Source organism: Bordetella ansorpii (assembly GCF_900078315.1).
GTDB classification, from domain to species: domain Bacteria; phylum Pseudomonadota; class Gammaproteobacteria; order Burkholderiales; family Burkholderiaceae_B; genus Bordetella; species Bordetella ansorpii.
This window is the reverse complement of sequence record NZ_FKBS01000006.1, coordinates 272007-296063: the sequence shown is the minus strand read 5'-3', so window position 1 is coordinate 296063 and position 24057 is coordinate 272007. Positions and strand designations below refer to the sequence as shown.

Annotated in this window: 29 protein-coding genes and 1 tRNA gene; 27 read left to right on the top strand and 3 right to left on the bottom strand. The window is 66.3% G+C overall.

Annotated features, from left to right (window positions below; translation table 11 throughout):
- Positions 1–186 precede the first annotated feature (186 nt).
- From A7W11_RS02470 to A7W11_RS02385, 18 genes are all read left to right on the top strand, one after another.
- Positions 187–996, top strand: a complete 810-nt coding sequence (locus A7W11_RS02470) for an ABC transporter ATP-binding protein (protein ID WP_066407332.1) — start codon at positions 187–189, stop codon at positions 994–996.
- On the top strand, positions 993–1793 hold the full coding sequence (locus A7W11_RS02465) for an ABC transporter permease (RefSeq protein WP_066407329.1): 801 nt from the start codon (positions 993–995) through the stop codon (positions 1791–1793). Before A7W11_RS02470 ends, A7W11_RS02465 begins: the two co-directional genes overlap by 4 nt.
- A gap of 4 nt (positions 1794–1797) precedes the next feature.
- The gene (locus A7W11_RS02460) at positions 1798–2043 is read left to right on the top strand and encodes a BolA family protein (RefSeq protein WP_066124259.1); all 246 of its coding nucleotides are present in this window, start codon (positions 1798–1800) and stop codon (positions 2041–2043) included.
- Positions 2043–3311 (top strand): UDP-N-acetylglucosamine 1-carboxyvinyltransferase, encoded by a 1269-nt coding sequence (gene murA / locus A7W11_RS02455; protein ID WP_066407328.1) that lies wholly within the window; start codon positions 2043–2045, stop codon positions 3309–3311. Before A7W11_RS02460 ends, murA begins: the two co-directional genes overlap by 1 nt.
- A complete protein-coding gene (gene hisG / locus A7W11_RS02450; protein WP_066407326.1) occupies positions 3308–3979 on the top strand; it encodes an ATP phosphoribosyltransferase in 672 nt (223 codons plus the stop codon). Before murA ends, hisG begins: the two co-directional genes overlap by 4 nt.
- Before the next feature lie 182 nt (positions 3980–4161).
- Positions 4162–5466: a histidinol dehydrogenase gene (gene hisD, locus A7W11_RS02445; protein WP_066407323.1), complete on the top strand. Its 1305-nt coding sequence runs from the start codon at positions 4162–4164 to the stop codon at positions 5464–5466.
- Positions 5463–6560 (top strand): histidinol-phosphate transaminase, encoded by a 1098-nt coding sequence (gene hisC / locus A7W11_RS02440; protein ID WP_066407321.1) that lies wholly within the window; start codon positions 5463–5465, stop codon positions 6558–6560. Before hisD ends, hisC begins: the two co-directional genes overlap by 4 nt.
- A 1-nt stretch (position 6561) precedes the next feature.
- Positions 6562–7149: an imidazoleglycerol-phosphate dehydratase HisB gene (hisB, locus tag A7W11_RS02435; protein WP_066407316.1), complete on the top strand. Its 588-nt coding sequence runs from the start codon at positions 6562–6564 to the stop codon at positions 7147–7149.
- Positions 7150–7199: 50 nt separating this feature from the next.
- Positions 7200–7874, top strand: coding sequence for an imidazole glycerol phosphate synthase subunit HisH (gene hisH, locus A7W11_RS02430; protein WP_066407313.1), 675 nt, complete (start codon positions 7200–7202; stop codon positions 7872–7874).
- A gap of 80 nt (positions 7875–7954) precedes the next feature.
- Positions 7955–8695, top strand: coding sequence for a 1-(5-phosphoribosyl)-5-[(5-phosphoribosylamino)methylideneamino]imidazole-4-carboxamide isomerase (gene hisA, locus A7W11_RS02425; RefSeq protein ID WP_066407309.1), 741 nt, complete (start codon positions 7955–7957; stop codon positions 8693–8695).
- Positions 8692–9489, top strand: a complete 798-nt coding sequence (gene hisF / locus A7W11_RS02420; RefSeq protein WP_066407306.1) for an imidazole glycerol phosphate synthase subunit HisF — start codon at positions 8692–8694, stop codon at positions 9487–9489. The genes hisA and hisF overlap by 4 nt, the downstream gene beginning before the upstream one ends.
- Positions 9490–9491: 2 nt before the next feature.
- Positions 9492–9896: a phosphoribosyl-AMP cyclohydrolase gene (hisI, locus tag A7W11_RS02415; RefSeq protein ID WP_066407398.1), complete on the top strand. Its 405-nt coding sequence runs from the start codon at positions 9492–9494 to the stop codon at positions 9894–9896.
- Positions 9893–10240 (top strand): phosphoribosyl-ATP diphosphatase, encoded by a 348-nt coding sequence (locus tag A7W11_RS02410; protein ID WP_066124278.1) that lies wholly within the window; start codon positions 9893–9895, stop codon positions 10238–10240. Before hisI ends, A7W11_RS02410 begins: the two co-directional genes overlap by 4 nt.
- An 11-nt stretch (positions 10241–10251) precedes the next feature.
- A complete protein-coding gene (locus A7W11_RS02405) occupies positions 10252–10620 on the top strand; it encodes a histidine triad nucleotide-binding protein (RefSeq protein WP_066407303.1) in 369 nt (122 codons plus the stop codon).
- Positions 10621–10636: 16 nt separating this feature from the next.
- Positions 10637–10867: a Sec-independent protein translocase subunit TatA gene (gene tatA / locus A7W11_RS02400; protein ID WP_066407300.1), complete on the top strand. Its 231-nt coding sequence runs from the start codon at positions 10637–10639 to the stop codon at positions 10865–10867.
- A 76-nt stretch (positions 10868–10943) separates the two neighbouring features.
- Positions 10944–11495 carry a Sec-independent protein translocase protein TatB gene (gene tatB, locus A7W11_RS02395; protein ID WP_066407296.1) on the top strand — a complete coding sequence of 184 codons (552 nt, stop codon included), beginning with the start codon at positions 10944–10946 and terminating at the stop codon, positions 11493–11495.
- Positions 11492–12292 (top strand): twin-arginine translocase subunit TatC, encoded by an 801-nt coding sequence (gene tatC / locus A7W11_RS02390; RefSeq protein ID WP_066407293.1) that lies wholly within the window; start codon positions 11492–11494, stop codon positions 12290–12292. Before tatB ends, tatC begins: the two co-directional genes overlap by 4 nt.
- Positions 12293–12444: 152 nt before the next feature.
- Positions 12445–12849 (top strand): helix-turn-helix domain-containing protein, encoded by a 405-nt coding sequence (locus A7W11_RS02385; protein WP_066407290.1) that lies wholly within the window; start codon positions 12445–12447, stop codon positions 12847–12849.
- On the opposite strand, the gene A7W11_RS02380 is transcribed toward A7W11_RS02385, so the two are convergent.
- On the bottom strand, positions 12846–14021 hold the full coding sequence (locus A7W11_RS02380; RefSeq protein ID WP_066407288.1) for a trypsin-like peptidase domain-containing protein: 1176 nt from the start codon (positions 14019–14021) through the stop codon (positions 12846–12848). The genes A7W11_RS02385 and A7W11_RS02380 overlap by 4 nt on opposite strands.
- An 18-nt stretch (positions 14022–14039) precedes the next feature.
- Here A7W11_RS02380 and A7W11_RS02375 point away from each other — a divergent pair, with 18 nt between their 5' ends.
- Positions 14040–14816, top strand: a complete 777-nt coding sequence (locus A7W11_RS02375) for a Nif3-like dinuclear metal center hexameric protein (protein ID WP_066407286.1) — start codon at positions 14040–14042, stop codon at positions 14814–14816.
- A 24-nt stretch (positions 14817–14840) separates the two neighbouring features.
- On the opposite strand, the gene mscL is transcribed toward A7W11_RS02375, so the two are convergent.
- A complete protein-coding gene (mscL, locus tag A7W11_RS02370) occupies positions 14841–15293 on the bottom strand; it encodes a large conductance mechanosensitive channel protein MscL (protein ID WP_066407284.1) in 453 nt (150 codons plus the stop codon).
- 223 nt (positions 15294–15516) lie between these two features.
- On the opposite strand from mscL, the gene petA reads away from it, so the two are divergent.
- The 7 genes from petA to A7W11_RS29030 all read left to right on the top strand — a co-directional run bounded on the left by petA (position 15517) and on the right by A7W11_RS29030 (position 20794).
- Positions 15517–16158 carry a ubiquinol-cytochrome c reductase iron-sulfur subunit gene (gene petA / locus A7W11_RS02365; protein ID WP_066407281.1) on the top strand — a complete coding sequence of 214 codons (642 nt, stop codon included), beginning with the start codon at positions 15517–15519 and terminating at the stop codon, positions 16156–16158.
- 69 nt (positions 16159–16227) lie between these two features.
- Positions 16228–17616: a cytochrome b gene (locus A7W11_RS02360; RefSeq protein ID WP_066407279.1), complete on the top strand. Its 1389-nt coding sequence runs from the start codon at positions 16228–16230 to the stop codon at positions 17614–17616.
- A gap of 22 nt (positions 17617–17638) precedes the next feature.
- Positions 17639–18487 (top strand): cytochrome c1, encoded by an 849-nt coding sequence (locus A7W11_RS02355; RefSeq protein ID WP_066407277.1) that lies wholly within the window; start codon positions 17639–17641, stop codon positions 18485–18487.
- 161 nt (positions 18488–18648) lie between these two features.
- The gene (locus A7W11_RS02350) at positions 18649–19260 is read left to right on the top strand and encodes a glutathione S-transferase N-terminal domain-containing protein (RefSeq protein ID WP_066124305.1); all 612 of its coding nucleotides are present in this window, start codon (positions 18649–18651) and stop codon (positions 19258–19260) included.
- Between the two features lies 1 nt (position 19261).
- The gene (locus A7W11_RS02345; protein WP_066407265.1) at positions 19262–19747 is read left to right on the top strand and encodes a ClpXP protease specificity-enhancing factor; all 486 of its coding nucleotides are present in this window, start codon (positions 19262–19264) and stop codon (positions 19745–19747) included.
- 90 nt (positions 19748–19837) lie between these two features.
- Positions 19838–19913: transfer RNA gene (locus A7W11_RS02340), tRNA-Thr, on the top strand.
- A gap of 119 nt (positions 19914–20032) precedes the next feature.
- Positions 20033–20794: an autoinducer binding domain-containing protein gene (locus A7W11_RS29030; RefSeq protein WP_066407263.1), complete on the top strand. Its 762-nt coding sequence runs from the start codon at positions 20033–20035 to the stop codon at positions 20792–20794.
- A 447-nt stretch (positions 20795–21241) separates the two neighbouring features.
- Here the strand turns inward: A7W11_RS29030 and A7W11_RS02330 are convergent, their stop codons facing one another.
- Positions 21242–22126, bottom strand: a complete 885-nt coding sequence (locus tag A7W11_RS02330) for a LysR family transcriptional regulator (RefSeq protein WP_066407261.1) — start codon at positions 22124–22126, stop codon at positions 21242–21244.
- A 157-nt stretch (positions 22127–22283) separates the two neighbouring features.
- Here A7W11_RS02330 and A7W11_RS02325 point away from each other — a divergent pair, with 157 nt between their 5' ends.
- On the top strand, positions 22284–23978 hold the full coding sequence (locus A7W11_RS02325) for an acyl-CoA dehydrogenase family protein (protein ID WP_066407258.1): 1695 nt from the start codon (positions 22284–22286) through the stop codon (positions 23976–23978).
- The last annotated feature ends 79 nt before the right edge of the window (positions 23979–24057 follow it).

Genomic DNA, 24057 nt, shown 5'->3' with positions numbered 1-24057 from the left:
GGCTTGCTGCCCCCCAAGGGGGCGCTTTTGCCTTGGGGCGGCCCGGCGGCAAAAGAGGCCTCGCGTGACGGTCTTGCACCTTCGCAGGGCGAGCATGCGCGAACCGTCAGGCGGCGCCTTATATAATGGTCGGCCCGTTCGGCCTGCCCTTCGGCAGGTTGTCCCCTCCGGGCCCCCTCCCGCCTTATGTCCGCCGTCAGCCTCGAACACGTCTCCAAGATCTACGCCGCGCGCCAGCCCGGGTGGAAAAAACTGCTGGGCCGCCGCCCCACGGGCAAAGACTTCCAAGCCTTGAACGACGTCAGCCTGCAGGTCGAGCACGGCGAGTTCTTCGGCCTGCTCGGCCCCAACGGCGCGGGCAAGACCACCATGATCTCCATCCTGGCCGGCCTGGCGCACGCCACGCAGGGCAAGGCCAGCGTCTGCGGCTACGACGTCATCACCGACTACAAGTCGGCGCGCCGCTCGCTGGGCGTGGTGCCGCAAGAATTGGTGTACGACCCCTTTTTCACCGTGCGCGAAACGCTGCGCATCCAGTCCGGCTATTTCGGCCTGCGCCGCAACGACGACTGGATCGACGAGATCCTGCATAACCTGGGCCTGGCCGACAAGGCCGACACCAACATGCGCGCCCTGTCCGGCGGCATGAAGCGGCGCGTGCTGGTGGCGCAGGCCCTGGTGCACCGCCCGCCGGTGATCGTGCTGGACGAGCCCACCGCCGGGGTCGACGTCGACCTGCGCCGCACGCTGTGGGAGTTCATCTCGCGCCTGAACCGCGCCGGCCACACCATCATGCTGACCACGCACTACCTCGAAGAAGCCGAGGCGCTGTGCAACCGCATCGCCATGCTCAAGGGCGGCCGCATCGTCGCCCTGGACACCACGCAGGCCCTGCTGGCCCGCGTCGGCGGGGTCGACCTGGAAGACGCGTTCGTGCGCATCATGCACCAGGACGATCCGGTCACGGCCCTGAAAACCGAAGGACTCACGACGTGACCGCTCCGTCCCAACCCCTGGTCCAGCCCAAGCTGGACGCCGGCTCGGGCTTCCCGACCCTGCTGCGCAAGGAATTGCTGCGCTTCTGGAAGGTCAGCTTCCAGACTATCCTGGCGCCCGTCATCACCGCGCTGCTGTACCTGCTGGTGTTCGCCCACGTGCTCGAAGACCGCGTGGTGGTCTACGGCACCGTGCCGTACACGGCCTTCCTCATTCCCGGGCTGATGATGATGAGCATGCTGCAGAACGCCTTCGCCAACCCGTCCTCGTCGCTCATCCAGAGCCGCATCACCGGCAACCTGGTGTTCGTGCTGCTGCCGCCGCTGTCGCACCGCGAGATCTTCGCGGCCTACATGCTGGCCGCCGTGGCGCGCGGCCTGGCGGTGGGCCTGTGCGTGTGGCTGGTGGCGCTGTGCTTCGTGCGCCTGGTGCCGGCACATCCGCTGTGGGTATTGGTGTTCGCGGTGATGGCGTGCGGCATCATGGGCGTACTGGGCCTGGTGGCAGGCCTGTGGTCCGAGAAATTCGACCAGCTGGCCGCCTTCCAGAACTTCCTGATCATGCCGGCCACCTTCCTGTCCGGCGTGTTCTACTCCATCCATACGCTGCCGCCGTTCTGGCAGGCGGTATCGCACTGGAACCCCATCTTCTACACCATCGACGGCTTCCGCTACGGCTTCTTCTCCGTCTCCGACGTCTCGCCCTGGCACAGCCTGGCGGTCGTGGCGGCGGTGTTCGCGGCGCTGTCGCTGTACGCGCTGCGCCTGTTGGCCAGCGGCTACAAACTCAGGAATTGATCGCATGCTTCCCACCCCGCAACAGGTGCGCGACTACATCGCCCAGGGCCTGCCCTGTGAGCATCTCGACGTGCAGGGCGACGGCCAGCATTTCGATGCGGTGATCGTCAGCGCGTCCTTCGAAGGCAAGCGCCTGATCGCGCGCCACCAACTGGTCTACGCGGCGCTGGGCGACCGCATGAAGGCCGAGATCCACGCGCTGTCGATGCGCACCCTTACTCCCGGCGAATACGCCAAGGCAGGCGCCTGATGGACAAGCTACGCATTACCGGCGGCAATCCGCTGCACGGCGAGATCGCCATCTCCGGCGCCAAGAACGCGGCGCTGCCGATCCTGTGCGCGGGCCTGCTGACGGCCGACGCGGTGCAGTTGCACAACGTGCCGCGCCTGAACGACATCCACACCACCCTGAAGCTGCTGCGCCTGATGGGCGTGCGCGCCGAGCGCGACGACAACGGCGGCGCGGTGGTGCAGGCCGACAAGGTCGAGAAGGTCGAAGCGCCTTATGAACTGGTCAAGACCATGCGCGCCTCGGTGCTGGTGCTGGGGCCGCTGCTGGCGCGCTTCGGCGAAGCCCGCGTCAGTCTGCCGGGCGGCTGCGGCATCGGCCAGCGTCCGGTCGACCAGCACATCAAGGGCATGGCCGCGCTGGGGGCCGAGATCAGCATCGAGCACGGCTTCATCGTGGCGCGCGCCAAGCGCCTGAAGGGCGCTTCCATCCGCACCGACATGGTCACCGTCACCGGCACCGAGAACCTGCTGATGGCCGCCGTGCTGGCCGAAGGCCGCACCGTGCTCGAGAACGCCGCGCGCGAACCCGAGGTCGTCGACCTGGCCGAGCTGCTGATCAAGATGGGCGCCCGGATCCAGGGCCACGGGACCGACCGCATCGTGATCGACGGCGTCGACAGCCTGCATGGCGCCGAACACAGCGTCATTCCCGACCGCATCGAGGCCGGCACCTTCCTGTGCGCGGTGGGCGCCACCGGCGGCGACATCATGCTGCGCAACGTCGCCCCCGACACCATGGGCGCCACGCTGGACAAGCTGACCGAGGCCGGCGTGCAACTGGAAATCGGCGACGACTGGATCCGCGGCAAGATGACGGGCCGCCCGCGCGCCGTGGGCTTCCGCACCCACGAGTACCCCGGTTTCGCCACCGACATGCAGGCGCAGCTGATGGCGCTGGACACCGTGGCCGAAGGCACCGCGGTCATCGTCGAGAACATCTTCGAGAACCGCTTCATGCACGTGCAGGAACTGGCCCGCATGGGCGCGGACATCGACATCGACGGCCACACCGCCGTGGTGCGCGGCGTCAAGCGCCTGTCGGGTGCGTCCGTCATGGCCACCGACCTGCGCGCATCGGCCAGCCTGGTCATCGCCGGCCTGGCCGCCGAGGGCGATACCGTGGTCGACCGGGTCTACCACCTGGACCGCGGCTACGACCGCATGGAAGTCAAACTGCGCGCCCTGGGCGCGACGATCGAACGCCTGGACGGGAAGGAAAAAGCATGATGGCACCCGGCTCGCCCCTGACCCTGGCGCTTTCCAAGGGTCGCATCTTCGAGGAAACCCTGCCGCTGCTGGCCGAAGCCGGCATCGACGTGCCCGAGAATCCCGAAAGCTCGCGCAAGCTGATCCTGCCCACCAGCGATCCCGGCCTGCGCCTGATCATCGTGCGCGCCACCGACGTGCCGACATACGTGCAGTACGGCGCGGCCGACCTGGGCATCGCCGGCAAGGACGTGCTGATCGAGCATGCCGACCAGCAGCCCGGCCGCCTGTACCAGCCGATCGACCTGGACATCGCCCGCTGCCGCCTGTGCGTGGCCGTGCGCAACGGTTTCGACTACCAGGCCGCCGTGCGGCAAGGCGCCCGCCTGCGCGTGGCGACCAAATACGTGCGTGCGGCGCGCGAGCACTTCGCCAGCAAGGGTGTGTACGCCGACATCATCAAGCTGTATGGCTCGATGGAGCTGGCGCCGCTGGTCGGCCTGGCCGACTGCATCGTCGACCTGGTTTCCACCGGCGGCACGCTGCGCGCCAACGACCTGGTGGCCGTGGAAGACATCATGCCGATCTCGTCGCGCCTGATCGTCAACCAGGCTTCGCTGAAGACGCGCGGCGAGCGGCTGCAGCCGCTGCTGGACGCCTTCGAACGGGCATCTTCGCGCAACGCTTGAAAATCCTTCGCGGCTGGCGACGAATCCTGGTGATCCCGTCGTTGGCTGGATGAGGCCTCGCGCCTGGCGCGGGCTTGCGCATCTAAGTAGTTCCCGCAGTCGTACTATCCGCAGTCGTAGTTTCCACAGTCGCATACCTAGTCCCCGGATGGTCCGGGGCCTGTTTGCTTTACCATGACGCCATGGCTTTGATCAATCGTCTCGACTCCCGCGACCCTCGGTTCGCATCCGCACTGTCCAAGCTGCTGGCCTTCGAAGCCGGCGAGGACGAGTCCATCGACCGTGCCGCCGCCGGCATCCTGGCCGACGTGCGCACGCGCGGCGACGCCGCGCTGCTCGAGTACACCCATCGATTCGACCGCGTGCCGGCCGATTCGGTAGAAGCCCTGGAAATCCCCAAATCCGAGTGGCAGGCGGCCCTGGCCTCGCTGCCCGCGGCCCAGCGCAACGCGCTGGAAGCCGCCGCCGACCGCGTGCGCGCCTACCACGAGCGCCAGCGCGGCGAAACCTGGACCTACACCGAAGCCGACGGCACCCTGCTGGGCCAGCAGATCACCCCTCTCGACCGCGTGGGCCTGTACGTGCCCGGCGGCAAGGCGGCGTATCCGTCCTCGGTGCTGATGAACGCCATTCCGGCCAAGGTCGCCGGCGTGCCCGAAGTGATCATGGTCACGCCCACGCCCGACGGCGTGCGCAACCCCATCGTCCTGGCCGCGGCTGCCATCAGCGGCGTCGACCGCGCCTTCGCCATCGGCGGCGCGCAGGCCGTCGGCGCCCTGGCCTACGGCACCGCCACCGTGCCCACCGTGGACAAGATCGTCGGCCCGGGCAACGCCTACGTCGCCGCCGCCAAGCGCCGCGTGTTCGGCGTGGTCGGCATCGACATGATCGCCGGTCCCAGCGAAATCCTGGTCATCTGCGACGGCAAGACGCCCGCCGACTGGATCGCCATGGACCTGTTCTCGCAAGCCGAGCACGACGAACTGGCCCAGTCCATCCTGCTGTGCCCCGACGCCGCCTTCCTCGAAGAGGTCGAGGCCGCCATCGCCCGCCTGTTGCCCACCATGCCGCGCGTGGACATCCTGCGCGCCAGCCTGGCCAACCGCGGCGCGCTCATCCTGGTGCGCGACCTGGACGAAGCCTGTGCCATCGCCAACGACATCGCACCCGAGCACCTGGAAATCTCCACCGAACAGCCCGAAATCTGGACGGCCAGGATCCGCCACGCCGGCGCCATCTTCATGGGCCGCTACAGCTCCGAATCGCTGGGCGACTACTGCGCCGGTCCCAACCACGTGCTGCCCACCTCGCGCACCGCGCGCTTCTCGTCGCCGCTGGGCGTGTACGACTTCCAGAAGCGCTCCAGCCTGATCCAGGTGTCGCACCAGGGCGCGCAGACGCTGGGCAAGATCGCGGCCGAACTCGCGCTGGGCGAAGGCCTGCAGGCGCACGCCGCCAGCGCACAATACCGGCTCGACAAGGCATGACCTCCGATCCGGTTTCCGGCCGTATCGCCGACACGATACGCGCCGGCGTCCGCGCCCAGCAGGCCTATCCGGTTCCCGACGCCACGGGCTTCATCAAGCTCGACGCGATGGAATCCCCCTACACGCTGCCCGAGGCCGTGCGCGCCGAAGTGGCCGCGGCCGTCGCTGCCGCGCCGCTGAACCGCTATCCCGAAGGCGACCTGTCCGCGCTGGCGCAGCAGGTGCGCCAGGCCTTCGGCGTGCCCGAAGCAGCCGGCCTGCTGTTCGGCAACGGCTCCGACGAGCTGATCCACCTGGTCATCCAGTCGTGCTGCGAACCTGGCGACGTCGTGCTGTCGCCCTGGCCCTCGTTCGTGTATTTCGACATCGCAACGCGCCTGTCGCACGCCCGTTTCGTCGGCGTGCCGTTGACGGCCGGGCTGCAGCTCGATCTGCCCGCCATGCTGGCCGCCATCGCCGAGCACCGCCCCAAGGTGGTGTTCCTGGCGCTGCCCAACAATCCCACCGGCGGCCTGTGGCGCGAATCCGACGTGCAGGCCATCCTGGACGCCGCGCCCGGCCTGGTGGTGCTGGACGAGGCCTACCAGCCGTTCGCCGGCAGCACCTGGATGCCCCGCGCCGCCGAGCTACCCAATGCCGTCGTGCTGCGCACGGTCTCCAAGATCGGCCTGGCGGGGCTGCGTTTCGGTTACCTGGCGGGCCATCCCGCCTGGACCACGCAAATCGACAAGGTGCGCCCGCCCTACAACCTGGGCGTGCTGGTGCAGGCCGCATTGCGCGCCGTGCTGCCGCACAAGGCGCTGCTGGACGAGCAGGCCGCCCGCCTGCGCGCCGACCGCCAGCCCCTGGCCGACGCCCTGGCCGCGCTGCCCGGCGTGCAGGTGCACGACAGTGCCGCAAACTTCCTTCTTGCCCGCTTTTCCGGCAAGAAAGACGCAAACGCCGTGCATCTCGAACTGAAAACGCGCAATATACTGGTAAAGAACTTCTCGTCGGCCCATCCGCTGCTCAACGGATGCCTGCGCATCTCGGTAGGCGCTCCCGACGAGAACGCGGCCTTGCTGGCCGCCCTGCAAGACATCCTGAGTCCCTGACATGCGTACCGCAGAAATCACCCGCAATACCAACGAGACGCGCATCCGCGTCGCGATCAACCTGGACGGCACGGGCAAGCAGACCATCGCCACCGGCGTGCCCTTCCTGGACCACATGCTCGACCAGATCGCGCGCCATGGCCTCATCGACATGGACATCCAGTGCGATGGCGACCTGCACATCGACGACCACCACACCGTCGAGGACGTCGGCATCACGCTGGGCATGGCCATCGCCCAGGCGATCGGCGACAAGAAGGGCCTGCGCCGCTACGGCCACGCCTATGTGCCGCTGGACGAAGCCCTGTCGCGCGTGGTCATCGACTTCTCCGGCCGTCCCGGCCTGGAATATCACATCGATTTCACGCGCGCGCGCATCGGCAACTTCGACGTCGACCTCACGCGTGAATTCTTCCAGGGCCTGGTCAACCACGCCCTGATGACGCTGCACATCGACAACCTGCGCGGCTTCAATGCACACCATCAGTGCGAAACCGTCTTCAAGGCCTTCGGCCGCGCGCTGCGCATGGCCGCCGAGGTCGACCCGCGCATGGCCGGCGTGGTGCCGTCCACCAAGGGCGTGCTGTAACCCGTGCGCCGCGCGGCTCCCTTTTCCCTCCTACGTACGCACTCGAACCCGTGAGCACTATCGCCATCGTCGATTATGGAATGGGCAACTTCCATTCCGTCGCGCGCGCGCTGAAATTCGCCGCCCCCGACGCCGACATCCGCATCTGCAACCAGGCCAGCGACATCGACGCGGCCGACCGTGTGGTCTTTCCCGGCCAGGGCGCCATGCCCGACTGCATGCGCACACTGAACCAGTCCGGCCTGCGCGAGGCCGTGCTGCGCGCCGCGCGCAACAAGCCCCTGCTGGGCGTGTGCGTGGGTGAACAGATGCTGTTCGACCTGAGCGAAGAAGGCGACACGCCCTGCCTGTCGGTATTTCCCGGCTCGGTGCGCCGCTTCGCGGGCGAACAATTCGCCGCGCCGGTCACCGGCGAAGGCGAGGGCGCCGCGCCCGCCGACATGCAGGAGCACCTGAAAGTGCCGCACATGGGCTGGAACCAAGTCCGCCAGACGCGCTCTCATGCCCTGTGGTCCGGCATTCCCGACCAGACGCACTTCTACTTCGTCCACAGTTATTACGCAGCCCCGGCCGATCCGGCGCTGACCGTGGGCGAAAGCGACTATGGCCTTGCCTTTACCTGCGCCGTGGCCGCCGCTAACATTTTCGCGGTGCAATTCCACCCCGAGAAGAGCGCCGAGCACGGTTTGCGGCTGTATCGCAATTTTGTAGACTGGAATCCCTGAACCGGCCCGGACACCGGCGTCGCAATGCCCCGGTCAGGACCTCTCAACCGCTTTTCAAGCTCGCACATACATTCACGACCATGCTGCTGATCCCCGCCATCGATCTCAAAGACGGGCGCTGCGTGCGCCTCCGCCAGGGCGACCTGGACGATGCTACGGTGTTCTCCGAAGACCCCGCCGCCATGGCCAGCCAATGGCTCGAACGCGGTGCCCGGCGCCTGCATCTGGTGGACCTGAACGGCGCCGTTGCCGGCAAGCCTGCCAACGAGGCGCCCATCAAGGCCATCCTCGACGCCATCGACGGTGAAATCCCCGTCCAGATCGGCGGCGGCATCCGCGACCTCGACACCATCGAACGCTACCTCGACGCCGGCATCTCGTACGTCATCATCGGCACCGCCGCGGTCAAGAACCCCGGCTTCCTGCACGACGCCTGCGGCGCGTTCCCCGGCAACATCATCGTCGGCCTGGATGCACGCGACGGCAAGATCGCCACCGACGGCTGGAGCAAGCTCACCCGCCACGACGTGCTCGACCTGGCCAAGAAGTTCGAGGACTACGGCTGCGAAGCCATCATCTACACGGACATCGGCCGCGACGGCATGCTGTCGGGCGTCAACGTCGAAGCCACGGTCCGCCTGGCCCAGCACGTCCGCATCCCCGTCTACGCATCGGGCGGCATCGCCGGCATCCAGGACATCGAGGCGCTGTGCGCGGTCGAGTCCGAAGGTGTCGAAGGCGCCATCCTGGGCCGCAGCATCTACGAAGGCACGCTCGACTTCCAGGCCGCGCAGGCCCGGGCCGACGAACTCACGCAATGAGCACATCCAACGCGCTGACGCGCCGCATCATTCCTTGCCTGGACGTCACCGCGGGACGCGTGGTCAAGGGCGTCAACTTCGTCAACCTGCTGGACGCGGGCGATCCGGTCGAGATCGCCCGGCGCTACGACGAGCAGGGCGCCGATGAGCTGACGTTCCTGGACATCACCGCCACCAGCGATGGCCGCGACCTGATCCTGCCCATCATCGAGCAGGTCGCGTCGCAGGTCTTCATTCCGCTGACGGTGGGCGGCGGCGTGCGCCAGGTATCCGACGTGCAGCGCCTGCTCAATGCCGGCGCCGACAAGATCAGCATCAACAGCGCCGCCGTGGCCAACCCCGAACTGGTGCGCGCCGCGGCCGATTACCACGGGTCGCAATGCATCGTGGTGGCCATCGACGCCCGCCAGGTGCCCGTGGCCGACGGCGAACCGCCCCGCTGGGAAGTCTTCACGCATGGCGGCCGCAAGGCCACCGGCCTGGACGCCGTGGCCTGGGCGCGCCGCATGGCTGCCTACGGCGCCGGCGAAATCCTGCTGACCAGCATGGACCGCGACGGCACCAAGTCCGGCTTCGACCTGGCGCTCACCCGCGCGGTGTCCGACGCCGTGCCGGTGCCCGTCATCGCCTCGGGCGGCGTGGGCAGCCTGGAACACCTGGCCGACGGCGTCACCACCGGCCGCGCCAGCGCGGTGCTGGCCGCCAGCATCTTCCACTTCGGCCAGCACACCGTGGGCGAGTGCAAGCGCTTCATGGCCGAACGCGGCATCACTGTCCGACTGGATCAACAATGAGCATCGCCACCGACCCCTCGTGGATGTCCGAAGTCGTCTTCGACGACAAGGGCCTGATTCCCGCCATCGCCCAGGACGCCGAGAACGGCCAGATCCTGATGGTGGCCTGGATGAATCGTGAATCCCTGGCCGAGACCGCCGCCACCGGCCGCGCCGTGTACTGGTCGCGTTCGCGTAACCGCCTGTGGCGCAAGGGCGAAGAGTCCGGCCACATGCAGCACGTGCACGAGCTGCGCCTGGACTGCGACGGCGACGTGGTGCTGCTGAAAGTCCACCAGGACGGCGGCATCGCCTGCCACACCGGCCGCGCCAGTTGCTTCTACCGCCGCCTGGAAGGCACGGCCGACCAGGCCGAATGGAACACTGTCGATCCCGTCCTGAAAGACCCCGAGCTGATCTACAAATGACCGACGCCCTGAATTCCGCCGACATCCTGGCGCGCCTGGCCGAAACCGTCGCCTCGCGCCATCCCGACCGCGGCGGCGATCCGGCCACGTCCTACGTGGCCAAGCTGCTGAAAAAAGGGCCGGATTCCTTCCTGAAGAAAATCGGGGAAGAAGCGACCGAACTGGTCATGGCCGCCAAGGACGGCGTGCCCGACCGTATCATTAACGAGACAGCCGACCTCTGGTTTCACAGCGTGGTCATGCTCGCTTACTACAATCTGAGCCCCGAGGACGTACTGGCCGAACTGGCCCGCCGCGAAGGCCTTTCGGGCCTGGAAGAGAAAGCGCGGCGTCCGGCCGACTGAACGGTCACTTGATGAGCGACACCTGTATTTTCTGCAAGATCGTGCGTGGCGAGATCCCGGCGAAACGTGTCTACGAAGACGACGATTTCGTCGCCTTCCACGACATTTCTCCCGCAGCGCCCGTGCACTTGCTGTTGATTCCGCGCCGCCACCGGGTTTCCCTGCAGGACGTCGGTCCCGACGACGCCGGCTGGTTGGGTAAAATGGTCGCATTGGCCCCCCGGCTGGCAGCTGAAAACGGTTGCAAGCCAGGCCCCGAAGGCGGGTTCCGGCTGGTGGCCAATTCCGGCGTGGACGGCGGCCAGGAAGTCCCCCATCTGCATTTCCACATCATCGGTGGTCCGCGGCCCTGGCACGGGCGCGTGGCCGTCAACGCCTAATTCACGGAGAACTTCCATGGGCAGCTTTAGCATCTGGCATTGGTTGATCGTTTTGGTCATCGTCGCGCTGGTCTTCGGCACGAAGAAACTGCGCAACATCGGTGGCGACCTGGGTGGCGCCGTCAAGGGCTTCAAGGACGGCATGAAGGAAGCCTCCAGCGAACCCACGACTCAGGAGAAGGTCGCCCAGAACCGCGTTGCCGACGACACCATCGACGTCGACGCCCGCGAAAAGACGCGCTCCTGATTCCAGCGGCCTGTCTTCCTGACGGCCGGGCGTCCGAGCCTGGCCGTTCCCGTTTTCTTTTTCAATCGGCTGCCGCATGTTTGATGTGAGCTTCACCGAGCTGCTGATCATCGGCGTGGTCGCGCTGGTGGTGATCGGCCCCGAGCGCCTGCCCAAGGTGGCGCGCACCGTTGGTCACCTGCTGGGCCGCGCCCAGCGCTACGTCAACGACGTCAAGTCCGACATCCAGCGCGAAATCGAACTCGACGAACTGCGCAAGTTCAAGCAGAACATGGACGAGGCGGCCAGCGACATGCAGAACACGCTGCGCGACACCGAGAATTCGCTGCGCAGCGCCGAGCAAAGCATCCGCGCCGACCTCGGCACCACTTCGCAAGAGGTCAAGCAAGCCGCAACAGCCACGCTTCAGGAAGCCAAGGCCTCGGTCTCCAGCGCCGCCCAGGAAGTGAAGGAAGCGCTCGCGTCCGACACGCCGGCCAGCGTTCCCGCTTCCGAGACGGTGCCTTCACCCTCGGTCGCGGCGGCGCCGGCCGCTGAAGCCGTCATCACGGCCGCAGCGCCCACGCAAACGCCCGCCGCTTCCGAGCCGGCGCCCAAGACCGCACCGCCTACCGGTACCCCCACGTGAGCCAGCACGCCCCCCACGCAGACCAAGAGCAGCCCGAGGAAAGCTTCATTTCCCATCTGGTCGAACTGCGCACACGGCTGATCCGCGCAGGCGGCAGCGTGCTCGCGGTCTTCATCGTGCTGTTCCTGTACCCCGGCGCCTCGGCCATCTACGACGTGCTGGCCCAGCCCATGCTGGCTTCGCTGCCGCAAGGCACCACCATGATCGCCACGGGCGTCATCACGCCGTTCATGGTGCCGATCAAGGTCACGATGATGGCGGCCTTCGTCGTCGCGCTGCCGATCGTGCTGTATCAAGCCTGGGCCTTCGTCGCTCCCGGCCTGTACCGCCACGAGAAACAGCTGGCCCTGCCGCTGATCATCTCCAGCACGCTGCTGTTCATCCTGGGGATGATGTTCTGCTATTTCTTCGTGTTCCGCACGGTGTTCCATTTCATCGCGACCTTCGCGCCGAAGTCGATCACGCCCGCGCCGGACATCGAGGCCTACCTCAGCTTCGTCATGACGATGTTCATGGCGTTCGGCATCACCTTCGAGGTGCCGGTGGCCGTCGTGCTGCTGGTCAAGATGGGCATCGTCGAACTGAAGAAGCTGCGCACCATGCGTGGCTACGTAGTGGTCGCCGCCTTCATCATTGCCGCGGTGGTCACGCCGCCCGACGTGGTCAGCCAGTTCATGCTGGCCGTACCGCTGTGCATCCTGTTCGAGGTGGGGTTGTTATGCGCCCGGCTGGTCACGCCACGAGACTCGGATAGCGACGAGAAAGACGGCAGCAACGCGATCAGCGAACGCAACTGATCTCGCCTTGCTCAAACCACGATGGCGGCCATAGGGCCGCCATCGTCGTCTGGAGAATCGCACGAAGAACGCCGCACAGGCCGCCACGTCCTATGTAAATCTGGGACTCATTCACCCTTGTCGCCCCCTACCTGCAACCGTACATTGCACGGATGTCGCTCGCTTACCGCCTGCGCGCCCAGATGCGATGGCGCGGAATCAAAAGCCAGACCCAACTGGCACGCATCTCCGGCGTGGGCCAACCCACCATCCATCGCATTCTCAAATGCGATGAAACCTACATGCCGGCGCGCATCACCATCCAGCGCCTGGCCGAAGCCCTGGACATCACGCCGGCCTGGCTCGAAGGCAACATCGGCATCGGCCCGCCACCCGCGTCGCGTCCGCCCACGGACGGCTACGACGACGAGATCAAAGTGTTGATGGCGCGCCTGCCCACGGACGCACGCAAGAAGATCGTCGCGGTGGTGCGCCTGATCGCCCAGGAACAGGCCGCGTGTGGGCAACCCCCTGGCCCGATGCCAGAAACCGCGCCAGGCGCCTCTGAGGCCCCTTAGCGCGGCCGTGTCGGCCGCGTGCCCACCTTCACTTTCACCGACACCGACTTGCCGGCGCGCAGCACGTCCAGCGTGGAGGTCTCGCCCGGCGGCAACGCGGCGATCATCGCCAGCATGGTCGTCGTGTCCGCCACCTGCGTGCCGTCGATGCGGCGTACGATGTCGCCCACGCGCAACCCGCTGCGGCCAGCGGGTCCATTGCGCTGCACGCCCGCGATGATCACCCCGCGCGTATCGCGCGGCAGGTTGAATGCGCGGGCCAGGTCCGGCGTGATGTCCTGCGGCTCGACACCCAGCCAGCCGCGCTTGACCGCGCCGGTCTGGATGATCTCGTCCATCACGCGCCGCGCGCCGTCGATCGGAATGGCGAAACCGATGCCCAGCGACCCGCCCGTCTCGGAATAGATCGCGGTATTGATGCCCACCAGATTGCCCTGCGCGTCGATCAGCGCGCCGCCCGAGTTGCCAGGGTTGATGGCCGCGTCGGTCTGGATGAAATTCTCGTAGGTGTTGATGCCCAGGCCGTTGCGGCCCAGCGCCGACACGATGCCCTGCGTGGTGGTCTGGCCCACGCCGAAGGGGTTGCCGATGGCCAGCACCACGTCGCCCACCCGCAGCGGCACGTTCTCGGCGATCTCGGCCACGGGCAGTTCGCCCAGATTGGCGCCGACCTTGAGCACCGCCAGGTCGGTATCCGGGTCCGCGCCCACCACCTTGGCTGCGGCCTTGCGGCCATCGGACAGCGCCACTTCGATGGCGTCGGCAGCTTCCACCACGTGATAGTTGGTCAGCACATAACCGCCCGAACTGACGATCACCCCCGAACCCAGGCTCGAAGCCGCCTGGCGGCGGCTCATGCCAGGCACCTGGCCGAAGAACTGGCGCAGCACCGGGTCGTCCGGCATCGGCATCAGCGGCACGTCGATGTGCTTGGCGGTGTAGACGTTCACCACCCACGGCGTGGCGCGCGCCACCGCATCCGCATAGGACAGCGCGGACACCTTGGGCGGCATCACCGGCGGCGGGGTGGAAACGGCCACCGGCACGACCGGCGAGGGCGCGGCAGGCGACGAACCCAGCCGTACCCAGTCGGGCCGCAGCGTGGTGACGACGAATAAAATGGCCAGACTGACGGTGACAGCCTGGGCGAATATCAGCCAAAGGCGGCGCATGATCCCCACAGGAACGACATGACGACTACGATCGAGACCCGCGAGCTGGCCGCCTGGCTGGACGGCACGCTGCAGGCGGCGCGCTTCAAAGACTACTGCCCCAACGGCCTGCAGGTCGAGGGCCGCGAACGCATAGGCCACATTATCACCGGCGTCACAGCCTCCGAGGCGCTGTTACGCGTCGCGATCGAACGCAATGCGGACGCGGTGCTGGTGCACCACGGGTGGTTCTGGAAGAACGAAGACCCTCGCGTGCGCGGCCCGCGCCGCACCCGCCTGGCCCTGACGCTGGCGCACGGCCTGAACCTGCTCGCCTACCATCTGCCGCTGGACGCCCACCCGCAACTGGGCAACAACGCGCAGTTGGCCCGCGTGCTGGGCCTGGAACCCGACCTGGCCGGCGACCAGCCCATGACCTGTGGCCACGACGGCCTGATCTGGCTGGGCCGCGCGCCCGGGCTGAACACGCTGGGCGACCTGTCCGCTCGCGTGGCCGAGCGCCTGAACCGCGCCCCCCTGACCGTTGGCGATGCGCAACAGCCGCTGGGCCGCATTGCGTGGTGCACCGGCGGCGCGCAAGGCATGATGGCCGATGCCGTCGATGCAGGCGCTACCGTCTACATCACCGGCGAAGCCTCGGAACCCACCGTGCACCTGGCGCGCGAAACCGGCACCGGCTTCATCGGAGCAGGTCATCACGCCACCGAACGCTACGGCGTGCAGGCCCTGGGCGAAGCCGTGGCGCGGCAGTTCGGTATCCGCGTCGAGTTCGTCGATATCGACAATCCCGTCTGACGCGGCTGCCGGCCGCGCAAGCCTTTATTTCTTCAACAGATCGCGGATCTCGCGCAGCAGCGCGACGTCCTCGGGCGGCGGCGCGGGCTGGGCCGGCGCCGGCGCTTCTTCATTGCGGCGGCGCGCGGCGTTGATGCCGCGGACCATCAGGAAGATCACGAAGGCCAGCAGGATGAAGTTGATCAGGATGGTGACGAAATTCCCCCACGCCAGCACGGTGGCGCCCGCCTTGGTCAGGTCGGCGTAGGTCTGCGGGCCGGTGTAGCCCGCCGGTGCGGACAGCACCAGGAATTTGTTGGTGAAGTCGACCGAACCGCCGACCAGGTAGTTCACCAACGGCATGATGATGTCTTTCACCATCGAATCGACGATCTTGCCGAACGCCGCGCCGATGATCACGCCGACCGCGAGGTCGACAACACTGCCTTTGACGGCAAATTCGCGGAACTCGTGGAAAAACCCTTTGGACGAACTCATGCCTGCTCCTGGAGATGACGTGCCTGGAAATGGTACTGCCGGAACTTGGGCCAGCAAAGCCCGTACCTGCCGTGAAGACACCGGCGACCGTCATTGTGCTGGATACCGACCCCTCAAAACATATAATATGCGGTTGCTATGGTGTAACACGTGCCAGTACCTAAGTTTGCTGCAAGCCTGATCCGAGTAGAAGAACAGGCGCATCCACGAGGAAGGGAAGACAATGAGTCAGGACACGTTGGTGCACGATGACAACGGCGCAGTGGATCCCACGCTGCCGCCCGACCCATCGCGTCGCTTTTGGGTAACAACCGCCTGTGCGGCCGGCGGCGCCGCCGGCGTCGCCGTCGCAATACCGTTCGTCAGCACATTCGCCCCGTCCGAGCGGGCGCGCGCGGCGGGCGCCCCGGTCGAGGTCGATATCGCGGATCTGGCGCCAGGCCAGATGCGCACGGTCGAATGGCGCGGCAAGCCGGTGTGGATCATCCGCCGCACCGAAGAGCAGATCAAGGGTCTCACGTCGCAGGACAGCCTGCTGGCCGATCCCAAGTCGGACCGCCCCGGCTTCACCCCCGAGTACGCCAAGAACGAAACCCGCTCGCGCAAGCCCGAGCTGTTCGTCTGCGTGGGCATCTGCACCCACCTCGGCTGTTCGCCCACCCCCCACTTCGAAACCGGCGGCGGCGCCGGCATGCCCAGCAGTTGGGAGGGCGGATTCCTCTGCCCCTGCCATGGATCGACCTTCGACCTGGCCGGGCGCGTCTATCGCAACAAGCCAGCTCCAGACAATCTGGAAGTCCCCCCTTATCAGTACATGAGCGACACCCGCATCATCGTCGGCGTGGACGAAGACAACAAGGCGTAGCGCACGGCGCCGCCCCAATCGTTCCCCAACGAAAGCATCGCAGTACGCCACGTATAAAAAGGAGCCGTCATGGCTGGCGATAAGATTGTCGAGACAACAGGTTTGCTGGGTTGGATGGACCGGCGTTTTCCGGTCACCGCCACCTGGAAGGCGCATCTTTCCGAGTACTACGCGCCCAAGAATTTCAACTTCTGGTACTTTTTCGGATCGCTGGCGCTGCTGGTGCTGGTCATCCAGATCCTCACCGGCATCTTCCTGGTGATGCACTACAAGCCGGACGCGGCGCGCGCCTTCGAGTCCGTCGAGTACATCATGCGCGAAGTGCCGTGGGGCTGGCTGGTGCGCTACATGCACTCCACCGGCGCCTCCATGTTCTTCGTGGTGGTCTACCTGCACATGCTGCGCGGCCTGTTCTATGGCTCCTATCGCAAGCCGCGCGAACTGGTCTGGATCTTCGGCGTGGCGATCTTCCTGTGCCTGATGGGCGAGGCGTTCTTCGGTTACCTGCTGCCCTGGGGCCAGATGTCCTTCTGGGGCGCGCAGGTCATCGTGAACCTGTTCTCGGCCATCCCCTTCATCGGGCCCGAGCTGTCCATCTGGATCCGCGGCGACTACGTGGTGTCCGACGCCACGCTCAACCGCTTCTTCTCGTTCCACGTCATCGCCATTCCGCTGGTGCTGGTCGGCCTGGTGGCGGCCCACCTGGTGGCGCTGCACGAAGTCGGCTCCAACAATCCCGACGGCGTCGAGATCAAGGACGGCCCGAAGGACAAGTACGGCCGCCCGGCCGACGGCATCCCGTTCCACCCGTTCTACACGGTGCACGACATCATGGGCGTGGCGGGCTTCCTCATCGTCTTCGCCGCCATCGTGTTCTTCGCCCCCGAGATGGGCGGGTACTTCCTCGAGTTCAACAACTTCATCCCCGCCGACGCACTGAAGACTCCGCCGCACATCGCGCCGGTCTGGTACTTCACGCCCTTCTACTCGATGCTGCGCGCCACCACCGACGAGTTCACCTGGGTGCTGGCGGGCGCGGCGGTACTGGGGGCCATCGCGCTGTTCCTGCGCGGCGGCCTGAAGGGCATCTGGCGTATCGTGTTCCCGGTCGTGCTGATCGCGGTCGCCGTCCTGCTGCGCAGCATCGACGCCAAGTTCTGGGGCGTGGTGGCCATGGGGGGGGCGGTCGTCATCCTGTTCTTCCTGCCGTGGCTGGATCACTCGCCGGTCAAGTCGATCCGCTACCGCCCCACGTGGCACAAGTGCTTCTACGGGGTGTTCATCGTCAATTTCCTGATCATGGGCTACCTGGGCACGCAGCCGCCCAGCGACGTGTTCAACCTGATGTCGCAGGCCGGCACGCTGATCTACCTGGGCTTCTTCTTCCTGATGCCCGTGTGGAGCCGCATCGGCACTTTCAAACCCGTGCCCACGCGCGTCACCTTCCACGCCCACTGAGCCACGACAGGACGAAACGACCATGATCAAGAAGCTGATCGGTGCCGTCGCGTTGATGCTGACGTGCACCGCCCCCTACGCCGCCGAGGGCGGCTACCACCTGGAAAAGGCGCCGGATCGCATCAACGATCTGGCGGCCCTGCAGAACGGCGCCAAGCTGTTCGTCAACTACTGTCTGAACTGCCATAGCGCGAACTCCATGCGCTACAACAAGCTGGCGGAAATCGGGCTGACCGACGAACAGATCAAGGCCAACCTGCTGTTCACCGGCGAGAAGGTCGGCGACCTGATGCACATCGCCATGACGCCGGCCGACGCCAAGCGCTGGTTCGGCACCACGCCGCCCGACCTGTCGGTCATCGCCCGCGCCAAGTCGATCAACGCCGGCCCCACGGGCGCCGACTACATCTACACCTACCTGCGTACCTTCTACCGGGACAGCAGCAAGGCCAGCGGCTGGAACAACCTGGTCTTTCCCAACGTGGGCATGCCCCACGTGCTGTGGGAACGCCAGGGGCCGCGCGAGCTGACCACCGTGGCCATGCACCAGACCGAGGGCAAGGACGGCGCCCACGCCTGGGAACGCGTCACCACCGTGTACGATGCGCAGGGCTTCGCCACCGCCAAGACCGAGCCCGTGGCCGATTTCCACGGCCACGCCAGCGTCGAGACCCGCTTCAAGTCCCTCAATCCGGCCCAGGCGGCCGCCTACGACCGCGACATGGCGGACCTGACCGGTTTCATGTCCTGGATGGCCGAACCGGCCCAACGGCAACGCCGCGAACTGGGGGTCTGGGTGCTGCTTTTCCTGGGTGTTTTCTTCGTGATCGCGTGGCGTTTGAACGCGTCCTACTGGAAACACGTACGCTAAATCTGCTAAAACATCCGGTTTGGCACAATTCGGCGCCGCCCCCACGGGGCTCGCGCCGCCGGATCGACTGGGGAAAACCCCAGCGCACGCCTGGAATTCCGGGCCAGCGACCGCTAGACTAGGCCGCTGGCCTTTCGCTTTTCATACAAGGACTTACCACCATGATGGTGCTCTACTCCGGGACCACGTGCCCCTTTTCGCAACGCTGCCGCTTCGTGCTTTTCGAAAAGGGCATGGATTTCGAGATCCGGGACATCGACCTGTACAACAAGCCCGAGGACATCTCGGTCATGAACCCGTACGGCCAGGTGCCCATCCTGGTCGAGCGCGATCTGGTCCTGTACGAGTCGAACATCATCAACGAATACATCGACGAGCGCTTCCCGCACCCGCAACTGATGCCGGCCGATCCGGTCATGCGCGCGCGCACCCGCCTGTTCCTGTACAACTTCGAGAAAGAGCTGTTCGTCCACGTCTCGGCGCTGGAAGACCGCTCGGCCAAGCCCGACGACAAGAAGATGGTCGTCGCCCGCCAGAACATCCGCGACCGCCTGGCCCAGCTCGCCCCCATGCTGCTGAAGAACAAGTACATGCTGGGCGAAGAGTTCTCGATGCTGGACGTGGCCGTGGCTCCGCTGCTGTGGCGCCTGGACCACTACGGCATCGAACTGCCGAAGAACGCCGCCCCCATCCAGAAGTACGCCGAGCGCATCTTCTCGCGTCCGGCCTACATCGAAGCGCTGACCCCCTCCGAAAAGGTCATGCGTCGCTGATATGGGCGAAACGTCGACCAAACCCTATCTGATCCGGGCGTTGCACGAGTGGTGTACCGACAACGGCTACACCCCGTACCTCACCGTCCAGGTCGACGCGCATACGCTGGTTCCGCTGGCACACGTGCGCGACGGCCAGATCACGCTGAACGTGGGCACGCTGGCCACGAACAAGCTGGTGCTGGGCAACGAGTTCATCGAGTTCCAGGCCCGCTTCAGCGGCGTCACGGAAAACGTGCTGGTGCCGGTGTCCAACGTCAGCGCGATTTATGCGCGCGAGACGGGCGCCGGCATGGGCTTCGAGGTGCAGCCATACGAGCCCTCCGAGGAAGCCGCCGGGGAAGAAGACACGGCGGCCACGGCTTCGGCTGCGGCGGCGCTGTCGTCGGTTCCGCAGTCCGAAGCGGCGCTGGCGGAAACGACCGATGACGATACGCCCGACGGCGACGGCCCCAACAAGCGTCCGCGCCTGACGATCGTGAAGTGATCAGCGGATGACAACGCCGCCGCATGACTGCGGTGGCGTGTTTCCCATACAATGCAGTCCCCCTGCCGCGTGCAACGCGCGGCGGGCAGTGCCGGTGTAGCTCAGTTGGTAGAGCAGCTCACTTGTAATGAGAAGGTCGAGGGTTCGATTCCTTTCACCGGCACCATCGTCAGAGCCTCCCGGCCACACTTTCATTCCCCGCGCAGCACGTAGCAGTACGAATTGTATTGTTACAGTCTTACAATCGACGTTTCCCAAGCTCTCAGCGCGTCACGCGCCCAAAAAATGAGCCCGTCGCTTTCGATGTTCGAGCCCTTGCTGCATGCGCACACGCGTGCCGAGGTGAGCCGGTTCCTCACGTCGCATGCCGAACAGCTGGAATACAGTTGCTTCTTCTATTCGCCGTTGCTGACCGAAACGCCCACACCGCGGTTTTTCCGAGACCACGGGCGCGTGCGCCGCGCCGAACAGCTGGGCCAGGAGAGCATCTACACGAGCTACCCCACCGCCTGGATCCAGCGTTATCAGGAAGCGAAGTTCGTCGAAACCGATCCCGTCGTGAAACTGACCGCGAACAGCAACCTGCCGTTGTTGTGGGACGGGCTGTCGAAGGAGCAGCGGCGCCATCCGGTGTTCGGCGAATCGCGCGAACACGGGCTAGCCAGCGGCATCACCGTGCCGCTGACCAGCATCCATGGCGACCGCGCGCTTTTCTCGATCGCAGGAGACTTGCCACCCGAGCGCTCATCGCGCCATACCGCCGCGATGGCGGGCTTGGTGACCATGACGGCCATGTACCTGCATGAGACGGTACGCCGCATCCAGCTCTCGCACCGCGCCGACCAGGTCCCCGCGCTGACGCCCCGCGAAAAGGACTGCCTGCAATGGGCCGCCGTGGGCAAGACCTCCTGGGAGATCGCCTACATCCTGAACGTGTCGGAGCGCACGGTGGTGTTCCACATCGGCAATGCGTGTCGTAAGCTGGGCGCGACGAATCGACGCCAGGCGGTCGCACGAGCCATCGGGCTGCACATCATCACCCCCTGAACCAGACGGCCCAGGACGTGGGCCTCAACGCATCGGCAGGCTTGGCCGCACATCACCGCATCCCGGCGCAGGCCGCACCAGCGGTAACTACAGCGACTCGTGCGCGGACAGTCTGGTCTTGTGGAAGCTGGCGGTGACGGGACTGATGCAGGCGAACGCCGACGCATTCCTCCCAGGCGGTTGATATGCCGGGTCAGCGTGGATGGTTCGATACGCAGCTACGCGCTGGCACGGGACACGCTGCCCGTGTGGGCGAGGTCATGGAAATACTCGAGAGCGTTCACATCCATCTCAGACATTGAATGAGGCCGCATCGAGCGCAACGCCGGGCGTCGATTCGAGACTCGACCCGGCCTTGCCGCGCTTGCCGCAGGGTCTTTTTCGATGATACCGCAGCGCACCGCGCCGGCTGCACAGGGCATCCTTGCCGTTGGGGCCCGCGGTCCGTCAGCTCGCCCGGCCATCCTGGAAAGCATCCAGCAATCTCGTCACCAAGGTGTTGCCAGCATCCCGCCGAGCGATGCCGTACGAATCCGACCGCGCCACGCTGCCCGCCAGCGGACGAAACACTGCTCCGCCCAACGCGGAACGCTCCAGCGCCTTCGGCACCAACGCCACCCCGAGTCCTTGGGACACCAGCGACACCACGGCCAACCAATGCCGCACCTCGTGCCGCACATCCGGTCGGAAACCGGCTTCGGCGCAGATCGACAGCACCCGGTCGTGATAATCCGGCGACACGCTGTGCGCGAACAGCACCAAGGGTTCGGACGCCAGATCCGCGGGCTTCACCGATCGTTTGGGGGCCAGCCGATGCTTCTCTGGCAGGCAGCACACGAAGGGCTCCGACAACAGCAACCGGCTTTCCAGTTCGTCCGGCAGGCGGCTGGTATGCACGAACCCCACGTCCAGGCGATCCTGCATCAGCTCGGTGATCTGCTCACCCGAATTCAGTTCGGTCAGCTTGATCCGCACGCCCGGATAGCGCGCCTGGAAGCTGCGCAGCGCCTGCGGCAAGCCGCGGTACAGCATCGCTCCCACGAAACCGATGCGCAACCGCCCGGCCAGGCCCGCCGCCGCGTCGCGCGCCTCCAGCGCCGCCTCTTCGGCCTGCGCCAGGATCTTGCGCGCCGAAGCCTGCATGGCGCGCCCGGCGGCGGTCAGCCTGACGGCCTTGTTGTTGCGCTCGAACAGCCGCGTGCCCACGCTCTCTTCCAGTTGCCGAATGGCCACCGATAGCGGCGGCTGCGAGATCGACAGGCGCGCCGCCGCACGCCCGAAGTGCAGCTCTTCGGCCAGCACCGAGAAGTAGCGCAGATGACGCAGTTCCATCGCAGGGCCCCTGGAAAAAAGCTGCCGCTTGTGCGTGGGCAGCCGATCAACAATATACGAATCAAATCGTACAAAACTAAATCAATATTGGATACCTATCATCGGTATCCCTAGAATGGGCCGAAAAAACAGTCATAAGCCATAAGGAGACCACGGCATGTCCGACATCGCCCCGCACCCCGTGCCCGATCGCCGCGGCGAGAATTTCTACACCACCGACCGCGAGTTGCAGCAGCTGCTGCCGCTGTACCTGCCAGCCGACCTGCTGACGCACCTGACACCGCACCTGACCCGGCTGGGCGAACTGGCGGGCGGGCATCTGGACGAACTGGCCAGCACGGCCGACCACCATCCGCCCACGCTGCAGTACCGGTCGCGCAGCGGCCTGGACGAGCAGCGCGTGCTCAAGCATCCCGCCTACGTCGAGATGGAGCGCCTGGCCTTCAGCGAATTCGGCCTGGGCGCGATGTCGCATCGCGAAGAAACGCTGGGCTGGCGCGGCAAGATGCCGCCCGCCGTGAAGTACGCGCTGACGTTCCTGTTCGTGCAGTCCGAATTCGGCCTGTGCTGCCCGGTGTCGATGACGGATTCGCTGACGCGCACGCTGCGCAAGTTCGGCAACCCCGAACTGGTCAAGCGCTATCTGCCGCGCCTGACCTCGCTGGATTTCGACGAACTGGCCCAGGGCGCCATGTTCATGACCGAGCAGGGCGCGGGGTCGGACATCGCCACCACGGCCACCGAAGCGCGCCGCGATGCGGACGGCAACTGGCGGCTGTACGGAGACAAGTGGTTCTGCTCGAATCCCGACGCCGAGTTCGCGATGGTGCTGGCGCGTCCCGACGATGCGCCGGCGGGCATGAAGGGCATCTCGCTGTTCCTGCTGCCGCGCCATCTGGACGACGGCAGCGTCAACGCCTATCGGATCATCCGCCTGAAGGACAAACTGGGCACGCGCTCGATGGCCAGCGGCGAGATCCGCCTGGAGGGCGCGGTGGCCTACCTGGTGGGCGAGCCGGGCCGTGGCTTCGTGCAGATGGCAGACATGGTCAATAACTCGCGCCTGTCGAACGGCGTGCGCGCGGCGGGCCTGATGCGGCGCGCCGTGGCCGAAGCGGAATTCGTGGCGCGCGAGCGCCGCGCCTTCGGCAAGTCGCTGCAGGACATGCCGCTGATGCGCCGCCAGTTGGACAAGTTGCGCGTGCCCGCCGAGCAGGCGCGCACGATGATGTTCCAGACCGCGCAGGCGCTGGCGCGCTCGGACGCCGGCGAACCCGACGCGTATGCGCTGCTGCGCATCCTGACGCCGCTGATCAAGTTCCGCGCCTGCCGCGATGCGCGCAAGGTGACGGGCGACGCGATGGAAGTGCGCGGCGGCTGCGGCTACATCGAGGAATGGAGCGATCCGCGCCTGCTGCGCGATGCGCATCTGGGCTCGATATGGGAAGGCACCAGCAACATCGTGGCGCTGGACGTGATCCGTGCGATCAAGCGCGAAGGCTCGTTGCCGGTGCTGCGTGCGCATCTGCTGTCGTTGCTCGAACAGGCCGGCATCGCACCGGCGTTTGCCGACGCCCTGCGCGGCGCGCTCGATGGCGCCAGCGCCCTGGCCGAGACGGCGGCGCGCGAAGGCGGCGATGCACTGGCCCGCCAGGCGGCATCGGCGCTTTATCACTGCACCAGCAGCATCGCGATGGCGTGGGAGGCCTCGCGCACCGGTTCGGCAGACCGCCTGCGCTGGGCGCAGCTGGCGCTGCGCCATCGTGTGCTGCCGCGCGATCCGTTGAAGCCGGACGATCTGCCCGAAGCCTGGACGAGCGGCACGCCGCAATCCGCGGACCGCCCCGCATGACATCCCGCGTGTCGATACCGGCGCTTGCAGAGCCGCCGGTATAGCCGTGAAACACCGCCTTACCCACCACCAGAACAGC